Annotated in this window: 19 protein-coding genes; 15 read left to right on the top strand and 4 right to left on the bottom strand. The window is 36.4% G+C overall.

The features are described 5' to 3' along the window. Window positions 1–142 precede the first annotated feature (142 nt). Both PHO71_RS07230 and PHO71_RS07225 read left to right on the top strand, forming a co-directional pair. Window positions 143–820 (top strand): response regulator transcription factor, encoded by a 678-nt coding sequence (locus tag PHO71_RS07230; protein ID WP_300201017.1) that lies wholly within the window; start codon window positions 143–145, stop codon window positions 818–820. Window positions 821–839: 19 nt separating this feature from the next. Next, window positions 840–2117: a HAMP domain-containing sensor histidine kinase gene (locus PHO71_RS07225; protein ID WP_300201015.1), complete on the top strand. Its 1278-nt coding sequence runs from the start codon at window positions 840–842 to the stop codon at window positions 2115–2117. A 229-nt stretch (window positions 2118–2346) separates the two neighbouring features. Here the strand turns inward: PHO71_RS07225 and PHO71_RS07220 are convergent, their stop codons facing one another. The 3 genes from PHO71_RS07220 to PHO71_RS07210 are packed head-to-tail and all read right to left on the bottom strand — an operon-like array spanning window position 2347 to window position 5196. After that, window positions 2347–3303: an ABC transporter permease gene (locus PHO71_RS07220; RefSeq protein ID WP_300201012.1), complete on the bottom strand. Its 957-nt coding sequence runs from the start codon at window positions 3301–3303 to the stop codon at window positions 2347–2349. Beyond that, on the bottom strand, window positions 3296–4042 hold the full coding sequence (locus PHO71_RS07215; RefSeq protein ID WP_300201009.1) for an ABC transporter ATP-binding protein: 747 nt from the start codon (window positions 4040–4042) through the stop codon (window positions 3296–3298). The genes PHO71_RS07220 and PHO71_RS07215 overlap by 8 nt, the downstream gene beginning before the upstream one ends. Before the next feature lie 2 nt (window positions 4043–4044). Then, on the bottom strand, window positions 4045–5196 hold the full coding sequence (locus PHO71_RS07210) for an NEW3 domain-containing protein (RefSeq protein ID WP_300201007.1): 1152 nt from the start codon (window positions 5194–5196) through the stop codon (window positions 4045–4047). Between the two features lie 229 nt (window positions 5197–5425). Between PHO71_RS07210 and PHO71_RS07205 the strand changes: the two genes are divergently transcribed. Both PHO71_RS07205 and PHO71_RS07200 read left to right on the top strand, forming a co-directional pair. Continuing rightward, complete coding sequence (locus PHO71_RS07205) at window positions 5426–5863, top strand: PepSY-like domain-containing protein (protein WP_300201004.1); 438 nt, start codon at window positions 5426–5428, stop codon at window positions 5861–5863. A gap of 22 nt (window positions 5864–5885) precedes the next feature. After that, entirely contained in the window at window positions 5886–6719 is an 834-nt protein-coding gene (locus tag PHO71_RS07200; protein WP_300201001.1) for a PepSY-like domain-containing protein, read from the top strand. A gap of 95 nt (window positions 6720–6814) precedes the next feature. Here the strand turns inward: PHO71_RS07200 and PHO71_RS07195 are convergent, their stop codons facing one another. Further along, window positions 6815–11266 carry a translocation/assembly module TamB gene (locus tag PHO71_RS07195; protein ID WP_300200998.1) on the bottom strand — a complete coding sequence of 1484 codons (4452 nt, stop codon included), beginning with the start codon at window positions 11264–11266 and terminating at the stop codon, window positions 6815–6817. A gap of 199 nt (window positions 11267–11465) precedes the next feature. Between PHO71_RS07195 and tsaD the strand changes: the two genes are divergently transcribed. From tsaD to PHO71_RS07140, 11 genes are all read left to right on the top strand, one after another. Further along, window positions 11466–12485: a tRNA (adenosine(37)-N6)-threonylcarbamoyltransferase complex transferase subunit TsaD gene (gene tsaD, locus PHO71_RS07190; RefSeq protein WP_300200995.1), complete on the top strand. Its 1020-nt coding sequence runs from the start codon at window positions 11466–11468 to the stop codon at window positions 12483–12485. 409 nt (window positions 12486–12894) lie between these two features. Then, on the top strand, window positions 12895–14127 hold the full coding sequence (locus PHO71_RS07185) for a competence/damage-inducible protein A (RefSeq protein WP_300200992.1): 1233 nt from the start codon (window positions 12895–12897) through the stop codon (window positions 14125–14127). 121 nt (window positions 14128–14248) lie between these two features. Further along, window positions 14249–14509, top strand: coding sequence for a 50S ribosomal protein L28 (gene rpmB, locus PHO71_RS07180; RefSeq protein ID WP_300200989.1), 261 nt, complete (start codon window positions 14249–14251; stop codon window positions 14507–14509). A 22-nt stretch (window positions 14510–14531) separates the two neighbouring features. Then, complete coding sequence (rpmG, locus tag PHO71_RS07175) at window positions 14532–14720, top strand: 50S ribosomal protein L33 (protein ID WP_002560155.1); 189 nt, start codon at window positions 14532–14534, stop codon at window positions 14718–14720. A gap of 17 nt (window positions 14721–14737) precedes the next feature. Then, entirely contained in the window at window positions 14738–14896 is a 159-nt protein-coding gene (locus PHO71_RS07170; RefSeq protein ID WP_125042054.1) for a DUF4295 domain-containing protein, read from the top strand. Window positions 14897–15034: 138 nt separating this feature from the next. Next, window positions 15035–15994 carry a signal recognition particle-docking protein FtsY gene (gene ftsY, locus PHO71_RS07165; protein WP_300200984.1) on the top strand — a complete coding sequence of 320 codons (960 nt, stop codon included), beginning with the start codon at window positions 15035–15037 and terminating at the stop codon, window positions 15992–15994. Further along, entirely contained in the window at window positions 15991–17292 is a 1302-nt protein-coding gene (rimO, locus tag PHO71_RS07160) for a 30S ribosomal protein S12 methylthiotransferase RimO (protein ID WP_300200981.1), read from the top strand. Before ftsY ends, rimO begins: the two co-directional genes overlap by 4 nt. 2 nt (window positions 17293–17294) lie before the next feature. Beyond that, window positions 17295–17567, top strand: a complete 273-nt coding sequence (locus PHO71_RS07155; RefSeq protein WP_300200978.1) for an HU family DNA-binding protein — start codon at window positions 17295–17297, stop codon at window positions 17565–17567. 12 nt (window positions 17568–17579) lie between these two features. Next, window positions 17580–19016, top strand: coding sequence for an HU family DNA-binding protein (locus PHO71_RS07150; protein WP_300200975.1), 1437 nt, complete (start codon window positions 17580–17582; stop codon window positions 19014–19016). Between the two features lie 236 nt (window positions 19017–19252). Further along, window positions 19253–20248: an AAA family ATPase gene (locus PHO71_RS07145; RefSeq protein WP_300200973.1), complete on the top strand. Its 996-nt coding sequence runs from the start codon at window positions 19253–19255 to the stop codon at window positions 20246–20248. An 86-nt stretch (window positions 20249–20334) separates the two neighbouring features. After that, a complete protein-coding gene (locus PHO71_RS07140; RefSeq protein ID WP_300200970.1) occupies window positions 20335–21204 on the top strand; it encodes a DUF58 domain-containing protein in 870 nt (289 codons plus the stop codon). Window position 21205 lies beyond the last annotated feature (1 nt).

Raw genomic sequence — 21205 nt, 5'->3', positions numbered from 1 at the left:
GTGAGAAAAGCCCAACCTAAATCACATTAATCACAAAGAGTTTGAAATCAAATTGAGATTTCAGACTCTTTTTTTATACATTTCAGTTTTATTTCAGAAATATCCTTTTTCTTTGTAATCGCACAAGAAAGGAGAACTTTTTATGAAGATATTAATTGTAGAAGATGAACCGGCTCTAAGAGAACTAATACAACTCTCATTAGAGAAAGAACGTTATGTTGTGGAAACAGCAGATAGCTTCAATACAGCTTTAAATAAAATAGAGGATTATAACTATGATTGTATCTTATTAGATATAATGTTACCTGGCGGAAGCGGATTAGATATTTTAGAGAAACTGAAATCTATGCATAAACGAGAGAATGTGATAATTATTTCGGCTAAAGATTCGATAGAAGATAAGGTTTTGGGACTGGAATTGGGAGCAGACGATTATTTACCTAAACCATTTCACTTGGTTGAGTTGAATGCACGAATTAAAAGTGTTATCCGTCGCCACCAAAACGACGGAGAAATTAATATTTGTCAGGGAAATGTACGAGTTGAACCAGATAAATACAAAGTCTTTGTTGATAATCAAGAGCTAGAGTTGAACCGCAAAGAATATGATATCTTATTATACTTTATCAATCGCCCCGGAAGATTAATAAATAAGAATACATTGGCAGAATCTGTTTGGGGAGATCATATTGATCAGGTGGACAACTTTGATTTCATTTATGCTCAAATTAAAAATCTCCGTAAGAAATTGAAAGATTCGGGAGCTAATATAGAGCTGAAAGCAGTCTATGGTTTTGGCTATAAAATGATTGTAGAATAAAAGTAACTGGCGTTCATCTATGAAATTGATATATTACATCATTCTTCGCATTTCTTTAGCTTTAACTCTTATTCTAACGATTTGGGCTGTCTTTTTCTATGTCACGATGATTGACGAAATTAATGATGAAGTAGATGATGCGTTGGAAGACTATTCTGAAACAATTATTATTCGTGCATTGGCAGGAGAAGAGTTGCCTGCTAGAAATAATGGCTCCAATAACCAATATTATCTTACAGAAGTCAGCAAAAGATATGCAGAAAGCCATGAAGATATTCAATATAAAGATTCTATGGTTTATATTGTAGAAAAGGAAGAAACCGAACCGGCACGTATTCTGACTACTATCTTTAAAGATGGCGAGGGGTATTATCACAAACTTACTGTATCTACTCCCAGTATCGAAAAAGATGATTTGAAAGGTGCAATTCTTATCTGGATTATCTTTCTGTATGTTGCTTTATTACTTTCTATCATTGCTATTTCGGTATGGGTGTTCTATCGGAATATGCGCCCGTTATATGTCCTGCTTCATTGGCTGGATGGTTATAAGACCGGAAAGAAAAATGAACCGTTAAAGAATAATACTCAGATAACAGAATTTCGTAAACTGAATGATGCCGCTACTCGTTACGTTGAACGTACAGAACAAACATTCGAGCAGCAAAAGCAATTTATAGGAAATGCTTCGCATGAGATACAGACTCCGCTTGCTATTTGCCGTAATCGGTTGGAGATGTTGATGGAGGATGATTCGTTATCTGAACATCAATTGGAAGAATTGATGAAAACCCATCAGACTTTAGAATATATCACTAAACTAAATAAATCATTATTATTATTGACTAAAATAGATAATGGACAATTTTCTGATACTAAAGATTTGGGACTAAATGATTTTCTCAAACAGTACTTGAAAGATTATGAAGAAGTTTATGAATATCGTGATTTAGAAACAACTATTACGGAACAAGGTGAATTCTGTGCAACAATGAATGAATCATTGGCTGTTGCTTTATTGACAAATCTGTTGAGGAATGCTTTTGTTCATAATGTTGATGGAGGTCATATACGAATTGAAATCACCAAATATAATATTATTTTCCGAAATACCGGAGTGGATTATCCATTAGATAAAGAACATATTTTCGAACGTTTCTATCAAGGAAGCAAAAAAGAAGGTTCTACTGGTTTAGGTTTAGCAATTGCCGATTCTATCTGCCGGTTACAGCACCTGAAACTAAAGTATTATTTCGAGCAACATGAACATTGCTTTGAGATATCGAAACTGAACTAAATAAAGTGAGTGACAAAAATAATTCTTCTATCTAACAAAAATATATACTATGATTTGCAATAATTAAAAGAGGCTGTTGCAATTAATTTGTATATTTCCTTACCATATAATTAAATGGATTTCACGGTTTTAGCTACTATTAAAAACCGTGAAATCCGCAAAAACCGTTCCTGAATATCTTGTTATATTTTGACTTTCTTATATTATTTGTGAGAGTCTCTTTAAAAGACTACCGCGACCTTATTTCCCTTCTCATAAAAAGAATATATGAAAGTGCGAAACAAATAACTGTTGCTGCAATTAACCCTGTCACCTGCGGCCATACTACCATGAGACTCTGACTTAAAGGAAGAAGGCTTGGGATAGCTCCTTGAATTTGTTCTACTGTTAATGGTCCGAGACTTCTTACAGAAGGCATCAACAACGTAGTAGTTGCATCATTGAATAACTCATTCGGTGCCAGGCGCATCAATCCTAAAACAAACTTCTGATAACTTATCATCTGATAAGGCGAAACCATTTGAGGTGGACTCAATGCCTTTGCCACCAAATTGACAATCATTGAATAAAATACACTAAAAAATAACCATACTGCTACAGAGGCCAATGCAGAAGTCGCTGCCTGACGGAAGCAAAGTGAAAACAGAATAGCAAGATTCAACCAAAACGCTACATAGAAAATACTAAGTGTTATAAAAAATATAATTCTCCAAAATTCTTCAGCTGTAGGAGGGATCCCAATTGCAATTAATCCGCATCCCATCACCAGAAATCCTAGTATGAACAACATTATGCCAACCACAATCAATGCAGCTACAAACTTAGCGTTAATAATGCAGTCACGATGAATGGGCTGAGATAGCATACGACTCAAAGTTCCCTTATTTTGTTCCGAGTTTACAGCATCAAATCCCAAAGCTATCCCCAACAGAGGACCCAAAAAATTGATGAATAACACAAAAGAGGGAAGAGTACCGTCAGAAATAGTAAACAATTTCAAAAAGAGAAATGAATTATCCGGATCATCTGTTTTGATTGATGCGCCAATACTGTTGAGAGCTGTGTAAAGTGATCCCATGCAAGTAAGCAGAATGATACCAATTAAGATAATAAACCGCCAACTTTTAATGTGATCGGACATTTCTTTATTTACGATGACCCAAAAAGGATGATTGACTTTATTCATGTCTGTTTCCTCCTTCCTCAAAATAATGATTGTAAATATCAGATAATTCCTGTTTTTTGCTTTTCAGTTCTGCCATATCAATCAGAGCAAGCAATTTACCACTACTGAATAATCCTACACGGTCACAAACTTTTTGCACCTGATCTAGATGATGAGAAGAAAATAATACAGTAAGTCCTTCCTCTCTACTCAAAAAACGGATTAAATCGGTAAATTCCTGAACACCTGCAGGATCAATACCCGAAGTCGGTTCATCTAGGATAATGATTTCCGGATTTTTAATAAGTACGTCAGCTAATCCCAAACGTTGCCTCATTCCCCTAGAGTACTTTCCAGCTTTCTTTTTCATCTGATCTGCCAAACCAACGCGTTTCATCAGTTCAGCAGCTTTTGTTTTTGCTTCTGTATCGGGAATACCATTTAAACGAGCTGTATAAATTAGATTCTCCGATCCTGTCATATCATCATAAAAGCCTACATCTTCGGGCAGATAACCGACTTTTCGTTTTACTTCAATGGGATGTGTTGTCGAGTTTATACCACAAATCTCTACTGTACCTAATGTTGGTTCTGTTAGCCCCAACATCATTAAAATTGTGGTAGACTTCCCAGCACCATTCGGACCCAATAAACCAAAAATCTCTCCTTTTTGAATAGTTAGGCAAATATGATCTACAGTAGTGAAATTACCGTATTGTTTAGTCAAATCGGTAAGTACGATCATCACCTGTTCGCTCATAATTACCTCCTTCCATATTTACGGAACAGATAGTATACGACACCTATAGAAACGATAATTATCAATACACCTACCCATCCCCAAATCATTGGAGTTTTTACTGCAATTCTAAATTGTGCTTCTGTATTTATTTCAGGAGTTTTAACCATCATGGTAGTTACGTAATCACCCGGTAATGCTTTTTTAGATGCTTTTAAAACGGCAATTACGGTAGCTGTTTCTCCGGCTTTTAACATTTCAATTTTAGAAGGTTCGAATGAAACTTCCCAATCAATAGGCTTATTAGCAGATAGTTGGATGTCTTTTAATAAAGATGATCCTGTGTTCTTAACCTCCAGCTCTATTCGTTTTACATCTCCTGCAGTAACATCTGCACTTAGTAAGCCCTCAGGAGTAGTCAATTCCATTTGATAGGAGCCGGTAACAACAACTTCCAGTTCCAGCTCGGCCGAAGTGGTACCTGTAGCAGCACGTACAGGAATCTTATAACTACCAGCTTTTATATTAGCAGGAGGCGTAATGTCTATACTTACACTCTGACTGCTGTTTGCTTCCACTTGTGCAGAAGTTGCTTGCTTGTAATTAGGCTTAAATACGACATTCCAACCTCTTGGAGCATTAGCCATTAAAGCATATAACTGTTGGTCGGCAGTTTGATTTTTCAGCGTAGCACTGAATGTGAAAGTTGATTTGGAATTACCCTGCATATTGGGTTGATCGGTAGTAAACTCGGTTTGGTATGTACCTTGTTGTGATACTGCCACACTTAAAGGGAGTCTTGTATTACCTGCTGTTACTACGAAGTGATAACTCCCCTTGTTCACTTTCAGCGGAACATCCACTTTTAAATTAAAGGTCTTTTTTTCTTTCGGAAGAACGGATAACTGACTGAGGTTCCATCCTCCGGATTTCATTTCATACTTCCAACTGCCTGATAAACCACTGACAGAAAGATTAGCGTCTACAAGTTCATCTGTGTTGTTGATGAGATCAACGCTGTAATCAATTGAAGCTCCTGGCGATACTGAAATTTTTGTGTAAGGAGTGTACAAAATCACGCTTTTAGGTGTTGTATTATCAGCGTGTGTGTTATTCGCGGGAATAATTCCCAATAGCATAACTAATAATAAAAAATAATTTGTTCTCATAGTCATAAAAAAGTTCTTATGGTTATTTAGTATGAATATCGTCAAATTTGTGCCTGCAAAAATAAAGGATGTATATATTAGTTGTTGTTAAAATAATCAAAAAAATATAATTGAGTATATTTCCTTTGTTTTTTTTCAAATTTCTTCAAAATTCCCAATTCTTTTCAGATTCTACTCTCATCTTTGCATTATAAAATGATTGATAATAGTATAAACCAATAAAAAAACAATGATTATGAAAAAGTTATTATTCTTATTCGTTTGCTTATTTACTTTGCAAACTGTAGCAAGAGCTGATGATGACAAACCTATTCAGGTAAATCAAATGCCACAACAGGCACAGCAATTTATAAAAAGGCATTTTGATGATAGTAAAGTGGCTTTAGCCAAAATGGAAAGTGATATTTTGAATAAGAGTTATGAAGTGATTTTCACTAATGGTAATAAAGTGGAATTTGATAAAAAGGGTAATTGGAAAGAAGTAGATTGCAAATATACTTCAGTTCCTGTTGCTATTGTTCCTGAACTTATTCAGAAATATGTTAAAACAAACTATCCGGATACCAAAATTCTGAAACTGGAACGGGATAAAAAAGAATATGAAGTAAAGCTCTCCAATCGGACTGAAATAAAGTTCGACAAGGACTTTAATTTGATCGATATTGATATGTAGAACATTTTAAAATAAGGCAAAAATGAAATTGAAATTGTATATTCTTATACTTGCTCTAAGTACTTGGAGCTTACAAAGTTGTGATAACGATGATGATGAATCAATCTCTGTTCCCGTAGAGCTACAGAATGCTTTTGCATCTAAGTATCCTAATGCTCGTAATGTAAAATGGGAAATTGAATCCGGATATTATGTGGCAGACTTCCACAATGGATATGATATTTCTGCATGGTTTACGTCGAATGGGATCTGGCATATGACTGAAACGGATATTCCTTATTCCAAATTACCAGAAACTGTAAAAAGCTCATTTGAGAAGAGTGAATATAAAGATTGGAAAAAAGAAGATGTGGATATGTTTGAACGTCAAGGACTGGAAATTGTATACGTCATTGAGGTAGAGAACCAGAATCAAGAGGTTGATTTATATTATTCGGAAGATGGCATTTTGATTAAAACTGTGGTAGATACAGATGACGACCAAGATGGGCACTTGCCTGTATTACAACTTTCTGCCGAAATGAAATCTTTTATTGAAGAGAAATATCCGGGTGCAAGAATTATGGAAGTAGATAAAGAAAACTTCGGAGATACGGAAGTGGATATTATACATGAAGGAATTTCTAAAGAAGTGGTATTTAATAAAGAGAATGTTTGGACATCTACTTCGTGGGATGTAATTATAATTCCTGTAATAGTGGGAACAACGATTAGTGAGCAATTCCCTCAGTATCACATTGACGATACGGAATACTTTGAGACGTACGTTGAAGGGAATTATTATCTTATTGAATTAGAGGCTGATAATATGCCGGATAAGAAAGTTAAAATTACACCTGAGGGGGGTATACTCTAACAAAAAAGGTGACGCTATCTGTGTAGGATAGTGTCACCATTTGATCTTTATAGTGTCATCATATGGGGAGGATGGCGTCATTATCTTGACTAGCATTACTTTTCACGTTTCCTTTTCATTTCTGATTTTGCTTGTTTTCTAATGTTATCAGTTTGTTGCTCTTCTATTTTTTTAGTTTCTTGTTTCCTTTTATTACGTATTCTCCAATTATTCCAGAAGAAAAGTTCATTCCATTTATCAAAATCTTTTTTGTACATGATGCCTACCCCCTGGGTAGTAAGATTCGTTTTTGTGTAATAACGATCATTCGTTTCATTATAAGCTTTCAACCGAATATCTCCCGAACGGTTTAGTAGCCATTCTGCTTCGAAATCACCTATAAAATTCGTATTTGCCATAGGATTATCACGATAGCCAAAGTTACCATTAATCAAAAGGCGGTTATTCAGTAGCTGTCCCGATAGAATACCTTCTATTTCCATATCTGTCCACCCTTTATCACCGGTACTCAGATTGGTTCCGATATTCCAGTTATTCGTTTCAAAAACCTGGGATAAAGCATTATTCAATTGCCCGGAAAGGGTAGAAGAAAGAACGGATGACATTACATTAGAATTCTGGTTACTGTTCCGTGTGTTTTCTGTGTAGAACTTACCTATTCCCAACAAATAAAGCATTTGCATATTCATCTGTTCTTCTGTACTGATGTAATTTCGTACCAGCGTCTGGATTTCATCTCTTTCATTTGGAAGCTCAATTCCTAATTTTATAGTCGGATGAACCAACATTCCACTTAAATTCATAATACAATTAACGCGTACATTGGGCTGTTGAATAACAGCTGCGGTTGCTTCGTCCGGAATCAAATCATTCAAAGAAGCAGAGTTTACTGTATATGAAGCTTGAATATCCATATTAGCATCTAATGGTGTACCATTGAAATTGATTGTGCTCCCATCCTTTATCACAAAATCCTTGCGAATTACTTCTTGCAAACTGAACTTATATACTCCCTGACTAATTCGATAACTGCCGAACATCTTTACATCGCCCTTATTGTAGAATTCCGTTCGGATATTTCCTGTCCCTTTAGCACTGATATAGTCTCCTGCTACAGGATCCATAATAATACGCATAGTAGCATCCGGAGTGGCATCTACCAGAATATTTAATCGGATATCAGTTTTTTGTTCTTCTTCAACAGCCTGTCGTTTCTGTTGCATTTGCTCGAAGTAAGACATTATCTGAACAGAGTCCTGAATGGTACGACGAGGAGTTTTATCTACAAATTTGATAAATTGGTTATTGGTAGCCGAAGCAACATTTCCATTAATATAAGTAAAGTTTGTATTCCGGTTAGTCGTCATTGCTATATTTGCATCAAGCCCTTGTATGGCATTTCCTGCAAGTATGGCATTCCCGGTTCCATATACCGTTCCATAAAAAGGAATATCTGTTGATTCTTTGGTATTCATCATCAACATATTATTAGCTTGTATCTCAAAACGGTAGTTTATATTCTTGAAATGCTGGAAATGCAAATAACCGTTCATCGTTCCCGAATGTCCTTCAACATCGGCAATATGGATATGATCGAATGTCAGCCCGGTAGGAGCCAGACGGATTGTATCTTTTACAGCAAAGCGCGTATTCAAAATGTCGAATTTCATAGAAGCATCTGTCATGACTGCTCCGTCAAGATTCAATCCCTTAAATTTACCATATAAATGAACCTTGCCTGTTGCCCGTCCTTTAATGTCATCTGCTATAGAATTCATATAAAATTCGAGGAATTTTAAATTTAGTTGATTAGCTTCAATATTTAAGTCAAGCCCACTTTCTGGCTTTAAGGGATGGATGATTCCGGTAACCCGTGACGGAGTAGGAGATATGTCTTTGATAGATGCATCCAAGTGGATTCCTCTATTCTCATTATCCCAAGCACCATATATATCCAAATCTCCTAAGCGACCCTGATTCAGTGAAAAGTTTTTTACGGACAAATGAGTGTTCATCACTGGCTTTTTCAATATTCCACTGGCATAAGCCGTTCCGGATGCATCGCCTTCAAAATCAACATCATCAGATATACTGGCAATATCAAATACATAACCCATATTTATATCTTTCAAATCGACTTTTACAGTATCTTCGGGATTTTCGGAGATTCGTCCGTTGATTCGCACATAACGGTCGCGGTGGCTAAAATAGAAATTGTTCACATCTACCTTGCCCGAATCGACTACCACTCGTGAAGGATGTATCTGCCATATTGTATCATTTAATATGACATCTGTTGGCTTTACATCAACTATTGCTTTTAATAGCGACTTTTCTCCTTCTGTACGTAAGAATTTCGCTATAGCCGAAAGCTGCCCACTATAGGTTGTTGCTGCACTATTTCCCCAATTTAGAGTTGTGCTGATATTGTCGTTTTTTGCCTGAGCATCCAAAGACAAATTGACAGCTCCTTTTTTCTTTAAATTAGTGAAACGAACTCTTGCACGAATATAATCGGATGGATTTTCACATAAAATCATTCCTGATTCTATGTAATTATCTTTATATTGTAAACGGGGGAAATATCCTTCTACCCTAATACGCTGCAAAGCATCATTGACGTATCCTTTCAAAGTTGAATGGGTATATACAGTTAGAGGAATATCAAAGATAGTAGATAAAATGTCTGTATTATATATGTTTACGTCAAATTGAAAATTATTATGTGCTTCAATTGATTTTTTGGGAGGTAATACTAAAGATGGAATATACCGCCGTGTAATATTTAGAATACTTGCAGGTAATGTATGATATTGGAAATGTCCTTTTATGCTTGCTGTCAGAAATTCGGATGTCAGTTTAAGCTGATTTTCTCCGCCTTGTCGAGTTGCACTAATATTCATATTTTTCATGAAATAGTTTTTATCTGGACCATTATATTCTAAACTATCTATATTTATTTCTCCGATCATCTCATCAACTGATCCTCCTGTAAAGTTAGCTTTCACTTTTAAAGAAAATTCTGTATCAGGATATTGGGGAGTCAGATTCAAATCATTGGGGCGAAATCTGGTAACTACAGCTAAGAAATTGAATGACGGAGTTTTTGAAGCAACATTAACGTCTCCATTCAAATGGATAGAACCGTTCGGATCATCTAATGCAATTTTTCCATTAAATCCTCCTTGTTTATATACGCCGTCCAGTGTAATATTCTCATATTTATATCTGCTATATTCTAAAGAAGCTATCAATCCTTTTAATTCAATTGAAGGAAGTTGCTTATTAATGTGCTGTCCATGAACATCGATGTTAAACGTAATTTCTCCCAGTTTATCATTGCCCAACATTGTGCCTAATTCAAAATCTTCAGTTTTTACTGCACCCGAATAGGCAAATGATCCTTTTGCTTTGTCAGAACTCAGCTTTAAGTCCATATTAATATCACCCAGACTGGTACGTAACTGACCATATGTAACGAGGTCTGTAAAGTACCCAGAAACTTCTCCACGGAAACTAATATCTCCCAGATGTTGTAATACAGGAGCTACGCCATTGTAATTTGAACTTAAATTGCGTACCAGAAAACCTACACCGCGAGTATTAGCTGTTAATTCAGAAAGTGTACCGAAGACATAAGCATCTTGCGGATGTGATAAGTCTTGAAGTGATACATCTCCTACAATCCGGAATTGCCGGTCATCAGCAGTAATTTCCAGATGGGAACAGTTTAGTTGATCAACAGTACCATTTACTTCCATATCCAAAGTTATCGGTTCTTTGAAATGTGCTAAAGCGGGTATAAAAGGAGAGATATCTTTTAAAGTAATTTGTGAGGGCATTGTACGGAACGAAAAACGAACCTTTTCTGCAAAATGATCAAATGCTTCCAAGCTATCGTATTCCATACGGATTGTATCCATTTTCAGGGAACTTTCAGGCAATTCGATTGCAAAATTATCAATATTCAACCGTTCTTTGTTAGCCATCAGCTTCATGCTCAGCTTCTTTAAGGAAAAGCCGGAAACTTTTTCGTCCAAACTTAACCGTTTAATACCTACATTCAAAGAGTCCTTGTTTAATGCTTTTAAGGATATATTTCCAATGATGTTTTGAAGTTGAATGTGCTCTACATTAAATTTTCCGGGTGTGTTTTCTTTTGATAAAATATCATAAGACAGTTTTCCGCGGCGAATCAGGACTGAATTAATACGTAAATCCAGAGAATTGTCTTTCTTTATAGTATCTTTAGAAGCGAAAGCATCCAGAACAAACTTAAAGTTGGGTGGAGAGTCTGGGGTTTGTTTATTCAGATTGACATTGAAACCGAATAATTGAACGCTGCTAATAGATATTTTTCCTTTAAAAAAAGGAAAAATATCGAATTTCGCAGACAGACGGGTGACTTTCAGCATTTCTTTGTCGTTCTGATCGTTCAGTACCACATCGTCAATAATAATCCGGTTTAATAATCCTATATTAATCCTACCAATCGTCAAATGGGTATTTAATACTTTTGATAATTCTTCAGCTATGAATGTACTCATAGCACGCTGAATATTTGGAATATTCAGCAAAACGATAGTTCCGATATAGACAACAAGTACTATACCAACTATCCAACGTACGGTCTTTTTCAGCGTTCTGATAAGCGATAACTTTATTTTGCGAACAAAAATATAAAATAGTTCGTTATGAATCGTAGTTTTATCATTACTTTTGCACCGATTAATAGTTTAATGACTTATGAGTGCAATAATATTAGGAATTGAATCCTCCTGTGATGATACGTCGGCAGCCGTAATCAAGGATGGTTATCTGCTGTCAAATGTGGTATCAAGTCAGGCTGTACATGAAGCTTATGGCGGTGTTGTGCCGGAATTAGCTTCAAGAGCACACCAACAAAATATTGTACCGGTAGTTCACGAAGCATTAAAACGGGCAGGTGTTACTAAAGAAGAATTGAGTGCCGTAGCATTTACACGCGGTCCGGGGTTGATGGGTTCTTTGTTAGTGGGAGTTTCTTTTGCAAAAGGATTTGCACGTTCTCTTAACATCCCTTTAATAGATGTTAATCACTTAACTGGTCATGTGTTAGCACATTTTATTAAAGCGGAAGGAGAAGAAAATAAACAACCGGAGTTTCCCTTCCTTTGCTTGTTGGTATCTGGAGGAAATTCTCAAATTGTATTAGTAAAGGCTTATAATGATATGGAGATTCTTGGACAGACCATTGATGATGCTGCCGGAGAAGCTATTGATAAATGTTCTAAAGTAATGGGACTTGGTTATCCGGGTGGTCCTATTATTGATAAATTGGCACGTCAGGGAAATCCAAAAGCATTTACGTTCAGTAAACCACATATTCCAGGGCTTGATTATAGCTTTAGCGGATTAAAAACTTCATTTCTTTATTCTTTGCGAGACTGGTTGAAAGAAGATCCCGATTTTATTGAACATCATAAAGTTGATTTAGCAGCATCTCTCGAAGCTACTGTTGTGGATATTCTGATGGATAAACTGCGAAAGGCAGCTAAACAATATAATATAAAGGAGGTTGCTGTAGCCGGAGGAGTATCTGCAAATAACGGTTTGCGTAACTCTTTCCGTGAACACGCAGAGAAATATGGTTGGGATATTTTTATTCCTAAGTTCAGTTATACCACTGATAATGCGGCTATGATTGCGATTACCGGATATTTCAAGTATCTGGATAAAGATTTTTGTTCTATTGAACTGCCTGCATACTCTCGCGTGACACTGTAAGTTGCTTTTTTTATTGTTACTTTTGGCTTTTAATAATAAGCTGTTTAATATAGCTTTATATAGTGATAATTAAAGTGAAAATAGGTAATAATAGATAGTGAAAGTGACAATAAAAATAGGAAAAACGAGAATAAAGATTGTCAAAACAACACCATACTCTTATTTTCAATAAGTAAGCCTATGGGAACTAATAGGAAAAGAAGTCTTTATTAAGTAATTCTCTTTATTGGATTACCTCGTTTCATGTATTAAAACCATTTGTTTCACGTGTGTGGTCTGATGGGATTGCATACGTAGATCAAATGGATCACAAACGTGAAATGAAGAAATGGAATAACTTTAAAAAATTAGTGCAATATATATACCTATATAATAAAGGTATAAATGCTATTAAAAGTATAAGAGGAATATGTTTGCTGAGATTATTACCATTGGAGATGAACTGTTGATAGGGCAAGTTGTCGATACAAATTCCGCCTGGATGGGACAGGAATTGAATAAAATAGGTATAGAGGTTCTTCGCATTGTGTCGGTCCGAGATCGGGAGGAAGAGATTACAGAAGCGATTGATAGTGCGATCAAAAGGGTAAATATTGTCTTAGTGACCGGAGGACTTGGTCCGACAAAAGATGATATTACCAAAAATACTCTTTGTAAATACTTTCACACTGAATTGGTATTCAATGAGGAAGTTTTCGAGAACGTAAAGCGGGTATTGGCTGGAAAAATACCGATGAATTCGCTAAATAAGAGCCAGGCTATGGTTCCGAAAGGCTGTACGGTGATAAATAATCCTGTAGGAAGTGCACCTGTCAGTTGGTTTGAGAGAGAAGGTAAAGTGCTTGTATCAATGCCTGGTGTACCACAGGAGATGACTGCTGTAATGACTGAATCCATATTGCCAAAGTTACAGGTAAGATTTCAAGCGGATGTTATTATGCATCAAACTTTTCTTGTGCAACACTATCCTGAGTCGGTACTTGCAGAAAAATTAGAATCATGGGAAACAACTCTTCCAAAGTGTATTAAATTGGCATATTTGCCAAAGCTCGGTATTATTCGCCTACGATTGACAGGAAGAGGAAAAGATAAAACAGAATTGGCCAATGTTCTTCATTGCGAAAAAGCGAAATTGGAAGAAATTCTTGGCGATGATATTTTTAGCGAAGAAGATATACCATTAGAAATGATTGTGGGGGAACTTCTGAAAAAGAAGAAATTAACCGTTTCCACCGCAGAAAGTTGTACTGGAGGAAGTATTGCTGCACGGCTGACTTCCATTTCTGGAAGTTCGGGGTATTTTAATGGAGGAATAGTGGCTTACTCGAATGAAGTAAAAATAGGATTATTGTATGTTTCATCCGATACATTGGCTCAATATGGTGCTGTCAGTGAAGAAACTGTTATTGAAATGGTAAAAGGAGCGATGAAAACCTTGAAAACTGATTGTGCGGTTGCAACCTCCGGAATAGCTGGCCCTGGTGGCGGAACTCCGGAAAAACCCGTCGGTACTGTATGGATTGCTGCTGGTTATAAAAACGAAATTCGCACTTATAAGCAGGAAACAAACCGTGGAAGAGCGATGAATATTGAAAGAGCAGGCAATAATGCATTGTTAATGCTGCGTGATTTACTCAAATAAAGAAAAATTGGTGTTTGTACGTGAATTATTTTAAGAATTGCTTGTTTTATACAGATAAAAGTGCTTACTTTGCGTCCTGTTTGAAATAAGTTAGATATAAAACTATAAAAATAAGATAGAAATGTCGAAGATTTGTCAAATTACCGGAAAGAAAGCCATGATTGGCAACAATGTTTCACACTCAAAGAGAAGAACTAAGAGAACCTTTGATTTGAACTTGTTTAACAAGAAGTTCTATTATGTAGAACAGGACTGTTGGATCAGCCTTAGCCTTTGCGCTAACGGTCTGCGTATTATCAACAAAAAGGGCCTGGATGCTGCACTGACTGATGCAGTAACTAAAGGTTATTGTGATTGGAAAAGCATTAAAGTAATCGGCTAAATAGTAGAGGAGAAAACTTACAATGGCAAAAAAAGCAAAAGGTAACAGAGTACAAGTGATTCTGGAATGTACAGAACACAAAGATAGTGGAATGCCGGGAACATCTCGTTATATCACAACTAAGAACAGAAAAAATACAACTGAAAGACTTGAGTTGAAAAAATACAACCCAATTCTTAAGAGAGTAACAGTACACAAAGAAATTAAATAATAAAGATAGTATAACCCATGGCAAAGAAAACAGTAGCAAGTTTGCACGAAGGTACTAAAGAAGGTCGTGCCTATACCAAGGTTATCAAAATGGTTAAATCTCCGAAGACAGGAGCTTACATTTTTGATGAGCAAATGGTTCCTAATGAAAAAGTACAAGACTTTTTCAAAAAATAATTGAAATAGCACATACGCTATATATGCAAAATCCCTTCATTGATAAACAATGAGGGGATTTTTTTTGCTTCTTTTTTTACTTTCTCAATCCTTTGTTATATCTTTGTAGCATTATGTATTATAGAAACAACCGGGAATATGGGATTTTTTAGTTTTTTTTCAAAGGAAAAGAAGGAAACTTTAGATAAAGGATTATCTAAAACCAAGGAGAGCGTATTTAGTAAAATTGCTCGTGCTGTGGCTGGTAAGTCAAAGGTGGACGATGAAGTGTTGGATAATCTGGAGGAGGTATTGATAACTTCTGACGTAGGTGTAGAAACTACATTGAATATTATTAAACGGATTGAAAAGCGTGCAGCTTCTGACAAATATGTAAATACTCAGGAGTTGAATCATATATTGCGTGATGAAATCGCTGCTCTTTTAACAGAAAACAATTCAGATGATGTGGTGGATTTTGATTTGCCTATTCAAAAGAAACCGTATGTTATCATGGTAGTCGGAGTTAATGGGGTAGGTAAAACTACCACGATAGGTAAATTGGCTTATCAATTCAAGAAAGCGGGGAAATCTGTTTATCTAGGTGCTGCTGATACTTTTCGTGCGGCTGCTGTAGAGCAGTTGATGATTTGGGGTGAACGGGTGGGAGTACCTGTTATTAAACAAAAAATGGGTGCAGATCCTGCTTCTGTAGCTTTCGATACGCTAAGTTCTGCATTATCTAATAATGCAGATGTAGTGATTATTGATACTGCCGGACGTTTGCATAACAAAGTTGGCTTGATGAACGAGCTGACAAAGATTAAGAATGTAATGAAGAAGATTGTACCGACTGCTCCTGATGAGGTATTGTTGGTTCTGGATGGTTCAACCGGGCAAAATGCTTTTGAACAGGCTAAACAGTTTACTTTGGCAACGGAAGTGACTGCTATGGCGATTACTAAACTGGATGGGACAGCCAAGGGAGGAGTCGTTATCGGTATTTCCGATCAATTTAAGATTCCAGTAAAATATATCGGATTGGGTGAAGGTATGGAGGACTTGCAGGTTTTCCGCAAGAATGAATTTGTTGATTCGTTGTTTGGAGAAAACGCATGAAAAGAAGAAAAATAGACATTATAACTTTAGGATGTTCTAAAAACTTAGTCGATTCGGAGCAATTGATGCGTCAATTGGAAGAAGTCGGCTATAGTGTGACTCATGATACTGAAAAACCTGAAGGAGAAATTGCAGTGATCAATACATGCGGCTTTATCGGCGATGCAAAAGAGGAATCTATTAATATGATTCTTGAATTTGCACAAAGAAAAGAAGAAGGTGATCTGAAGAAGTTATTTGTAATGGGGTGTCTTTCTGAACGTTATTTGAAGGAATTAGTTGTTGAGATACCACAAGTAGACAAGTTTTATGGTAAATTCAATTGGAAAGAGCTTTTGCAAGATTTAGGAAAGACATATCATGAAGAGTTGTATATTGAGCGCACGCTAACGACTCCCAAGCATTATGCTTACCTGAAAATATCAGAGGGGTGTGATCGTAAATGTTCCTATTGTGCTATTCCTATTATTACTGGTTGCCATATTTCTAAACCAATGGAAGAAATTCTGGATGAAGTTCGATATTTGGTTTCTCAAGGAGTGAGGGAGTTTCAGGTAATAGCACAGGAACTGACCTATTATGGTGTGGATTTGTATAAGAAGCAGATGCTCCCTGAACTTATTGAACGCATTTCTGAAATTCCGGGTGTAGAATGGATTCGTTTACATTATGCTTATCCGGCACATTTTCCGACTGACTTGTTTCGTGTAATGCGGGAACGTGATAATGTCTGTAAATATATGGATATTGCTTTGCAACATATCAGTGATAATATGTTGAAGATGATGCGTCGGCAGGTAACGAAGGAAGAAACCTATAAACTGATAGAGATGTTTCGCAAAGAAGTTCCGGGTATACATTTGCGTACAACTTTAATGGTGGGGCATCCTGGAGAGACTGAAGAGGACTTTGAAGAATTAAAGGAATTTGTACGCAAAGTACGTTTCGATAGAATGGGAGCTTTTGCATATTCGGAAGAAGAAGGTACTTATGCTGCACAACAATATGAAGATTCTATTCCGCAAGAGATAAAACAAGCTCGGTTGGATGAGTTAATGGATGTCCAGCAAGAAATTTCGGCAGAATTGAGTGCTGGGAAGATTGGCAAACAAATGAAGGTCGTTATTGATCGGATAGAGGGTGATTATTATATTGGTCGGACGGAATTTGACTCACCGGAAGTCGATCCGGAAGTTTTGATCAGTTCTTCTGAACAGGAATTAGTAATTGGATATTTTTATCAGGTAGAGGTGATAGACGCAGATGTTTTTGATTTATATGCAAAGGTAATTAAATAACTATGAATAATAAGGAATTTACATCACAACTGGCGACTAGATTAGGGTATACTCTTAAAGATACTTCCGAATTGATAAATTCTTTATTGTCTGATATGACACAAGAATTTGAAGAGGGAAACAGCATTACAATACAGGGATTTGGCTCTTTCGAAGTAAAGAAGAAGGCGGAACGGATTTCAATTAATCCTGCAACAAAACAGCGTATGCTGATTCCACCCAAATTGGTTCTATCTTATAAACCCAGTAATAATTTGAAAGATAAGTTTAAATAAATATTTCCCATTATGAATGAAAGACTAACAATTCAAGACCTCATCGACTTATTGGCTGCCAGACATAGCATGACCAAAAAGGATGCCGAGGCGTTTGTCAAAGAGTTTTTTCTTCTGATAGAACAAGCTTTGGAAGACGAGAAGTATTTAAAAATTAAAGGATTGGGTACTTTCAAACTTGTTGATGTGGATAGTCGGGAAAGTGTCAATGTGAATACAGGGGAAAGAATTCAGATACAGGGACATACAAAGGTGTCTTTTACGCCAGATGCTAACATGAGAGATGCAATAAACAAGCCTTTCTCACATTTTGAAACTGTTGTGCTGAATGAAAATACAGTATTGGATGATACTCAGATAGAGGAACCGGAAGAAGACGAAGCCGGAGAAGGGGCAGTAGTAGAGGTATTGGAGAATAAAAATAAGGTGACTGACCAGACTCAATATGTTATTTCTGATACAAAGAAAACTTCCAAAATCAATAAAGTTGCTGAAGCCTTGTTGACGGCTAAAGATGAAAATAAATCTGATGAACAGTTTACTTTGGTTCAGAAAGTGCCCATTGCTGAAGAACTAGCCACCAGGGACAATGTTGGCAATGAATCTGAAACAGAAGAATCGGCTATCGAAAATAAGATAGTACGAGAAGAAATTATAGAGGAACCTAAAGAGGAGGGAACTCTATCTAAGATTACTAAAGTTGAAAAAACGGTCATGCAGCCAGAAGAGTTGGAAGCAACTGTATCTGAACAGCAGCCTCAATCTGAAGAAGGGAAAAAAGAAGATCCTACAGCTGAAACAATAATAGCTCGGGAACTTGCGAGAGCAAATTTGGACTCGGTACTCGCTAAGCCCCAATCGGGAACAGTTCACCCTGAAGCTGTTACAAAAGTAATAGTTCAAAAGGAAAAGTCTCCTGTTCCATATTTAATAGCTGTTATTATTATTGTTTTATTATTATGTGGAGGTGCTATACTATATATTTATTATCCGGATCTTTTTATGTCTTCGCCAAATAAGGATAATACTATTGATATGCCTGTGACTACTCAGCCTGTAGAACCTGAAGCACAATTACTTGATAGTATTGAGAAAGAGGATACTGTTGCAACAGTTATTCCAAATACGCCAAAAATGAAAGAAGAAGCACCTGTATCGCAACCAGTAACGAAGAAAGAAGTGGAAATCTCGGTAAAAAAAGATAGTAAGACAACTCAAGAAGAACTTTCGTCTCCTATATACTCTGATTCTGCGTCTTACACTATCACAGGAACAAAAGTGACCCATACCGTTCAGCAAGGAGAAACTTTGACTAAAATATCGTTACGGTATTTTGGAACAAAAGGAATGTGGCCTTATATTGTGAAACACAATCCGGAAGTTATAAAAAATCCCGATAACGTTCCTTATGGTACCAAAATCAAGATACCGGAACTAACAAAAAAATAAAAAGAAAATAACATTTCACCCGATTATACAAACAACGTATAGTCGGGTGAAATGTTACGGATGTACAAAACCGTATGAAAGTACCTTAATCTAAAGATTTCAAATTATTTTTTAATAAAATTTAGTTGCAATCGTTAATTATATGGCGTACTTTTGGGAGCAAAATATAAAACACTTATCGTAGTGTAAAGTATATATTAAGTATTGGAATTTAAATAATAAAATATTAAGTATTTATGGCTGAATCAATTGATATCCGCGAGTTGAATGAGCGGATTGAAAGACAAAGTGCTTTCGTTACCAATCTTACGACAGGTATGGACCAAATTATAGTTGGTCAGAGACATTTGGTTGAATCATTACTTATCGGGTTATTGTCCGACGGACACGTTCTTCTCGAAGGTGTGCCTGGTTTGGCAAAAACTCTGGCTATCAAAACACTTGCTTCATTGATTGATGCGAAGTATAGCCGTATTCAGTTTACTCCCGATTTATTACCTGCCGACGTTATCGGTACTATGGTTTACAGTCAGAAAGATGAATCATTTAAAGTTCAGAGAGGTCCTATTTTTGCTAATTTTGTATTAGCAGATGAAATCAACCGTGCTCCTGCTAAAGTACAAAGTGCTTTGCTGGAAGCTATGCAGGAACGTCAGGTTACTATCGGTAAAGAAACATTCTTATTGCCGGAACCCTTTCTGGTGCTCGCAACCCAGAATCCAATAGAGCAAGAAGGTACTTATCCGCTTCCTGAAGCGCAGGTAGACCGTTTCATGTTGAAAGTTGTGATCGACTATCCGAAATTGGAAGAAGAAAAATTGATTATCCGTCAGAATATCAATGGTGATAAATTTAATGTGAAACCAATTTTGAAAGCAGATGAAATTATGGAAGCACGTAAAGTGGTTCGTCAGGTTTATCTGGATGAGAAAATTGAACGTTATATTGTTGATATTGTATTTGCAACTCGTTTTCCGGAGAAATACGATCTTAAAGAACTGAAAGATATGATCGGATTTGGTGGATCACCTCGTGCTTCTATCAACTTGGCTTTAGCTGCACGTACCTATGCTTTCATCAAACGTCGTGGTTATGTAATTCCGGAAGATGTTCGTGCTGTTGCCCATGATGTTCTTCGGCATCGTATTGGATTGACATACGAAGCTGAAGCTAATAACATGACCTCAGATGAAATTATCAGCAAAATTCTGAATAAGGTAGAAGTGCCCTAATTCTCAATAACGTTATAATACAGTCAATTAGTAGTCACAAATATTTAGCTTGACTACTTACTATTAACTACTGTATAATTATTAGAATGGAAACAAGTGAAATATTAAAAAAAGTTCGCCAGATTGAGATCAAGACACGTGGATTGTCTAACAATATTTTTGCAGGCCAGTACCATTCGGCTTTCAAAGGTAGAGGTATGTCTTTCTCGGAAGTTCGTGAGTATCAGTTCGGTGATGATATACGTGACATTGACTGGAATGTGACAGCGCGTTTCAACAAACCTTATGTGAAAGTGTTTGAAGAAGAACGTGAACTGACAGTAATGTTGATGGTTGATGTTTCCGGAAGTTTGGAATTTGGTACTGTCAAACAGTTGAAAAAGGATATGGTAACAGAAATTGCTGCTACTCTTGCTTTCTCAGCTATCCAGAATAATGATAAAATTGGTGTGATTTTCTTTTCTGATCGGATAGAAAAGTTTATTCCTCCCAAGAAAGGGCGTAAACATATTCTATATATTATTCGTGAATTGCTTGATTTTCATCCGGAAAGTCGCCGTACGAATATTCGCCTTGCTTTGGAATATTTGACAAATGTGATGAAAAGACGTTGCACTGCATTTATTCTTTCTGACTTTATTGATCAGGATAGCTTTAAGAACGCACTGACCATTGCTAACCGGAAACATGATGTTGTAGCATTACAGGTTTATGATAGAAGGGTCAGTGATTTGCCTTCTGTGGGATTAATGCGGATTAAGGATGCAGAAACGGGACATGAGCAATGGATTGATACTTCTTCTAAGGCAGTACGCCGGGCACATCGTGACTGGTGGGTGCAGAAACAAGCTGAATTGAACGATACATTTACTAAAAGTAATGTGGATGCTGTATCTGTGAGAACTGACGAGGATTACGTAAAGGCATTGTTGAACTTATTTGCCAAACGAAATTAAC

This window comes from Bacteroides sp., assembly GCF_028690125.1.
GTDB lineage: Bacteria > Bacteroidota > Bacteroidia > Bacteroidales > Bacteroidaceae > Bacteroides.
This window is presented reverse-complemented; position numbering and strand designations above follow the sequence as displayed.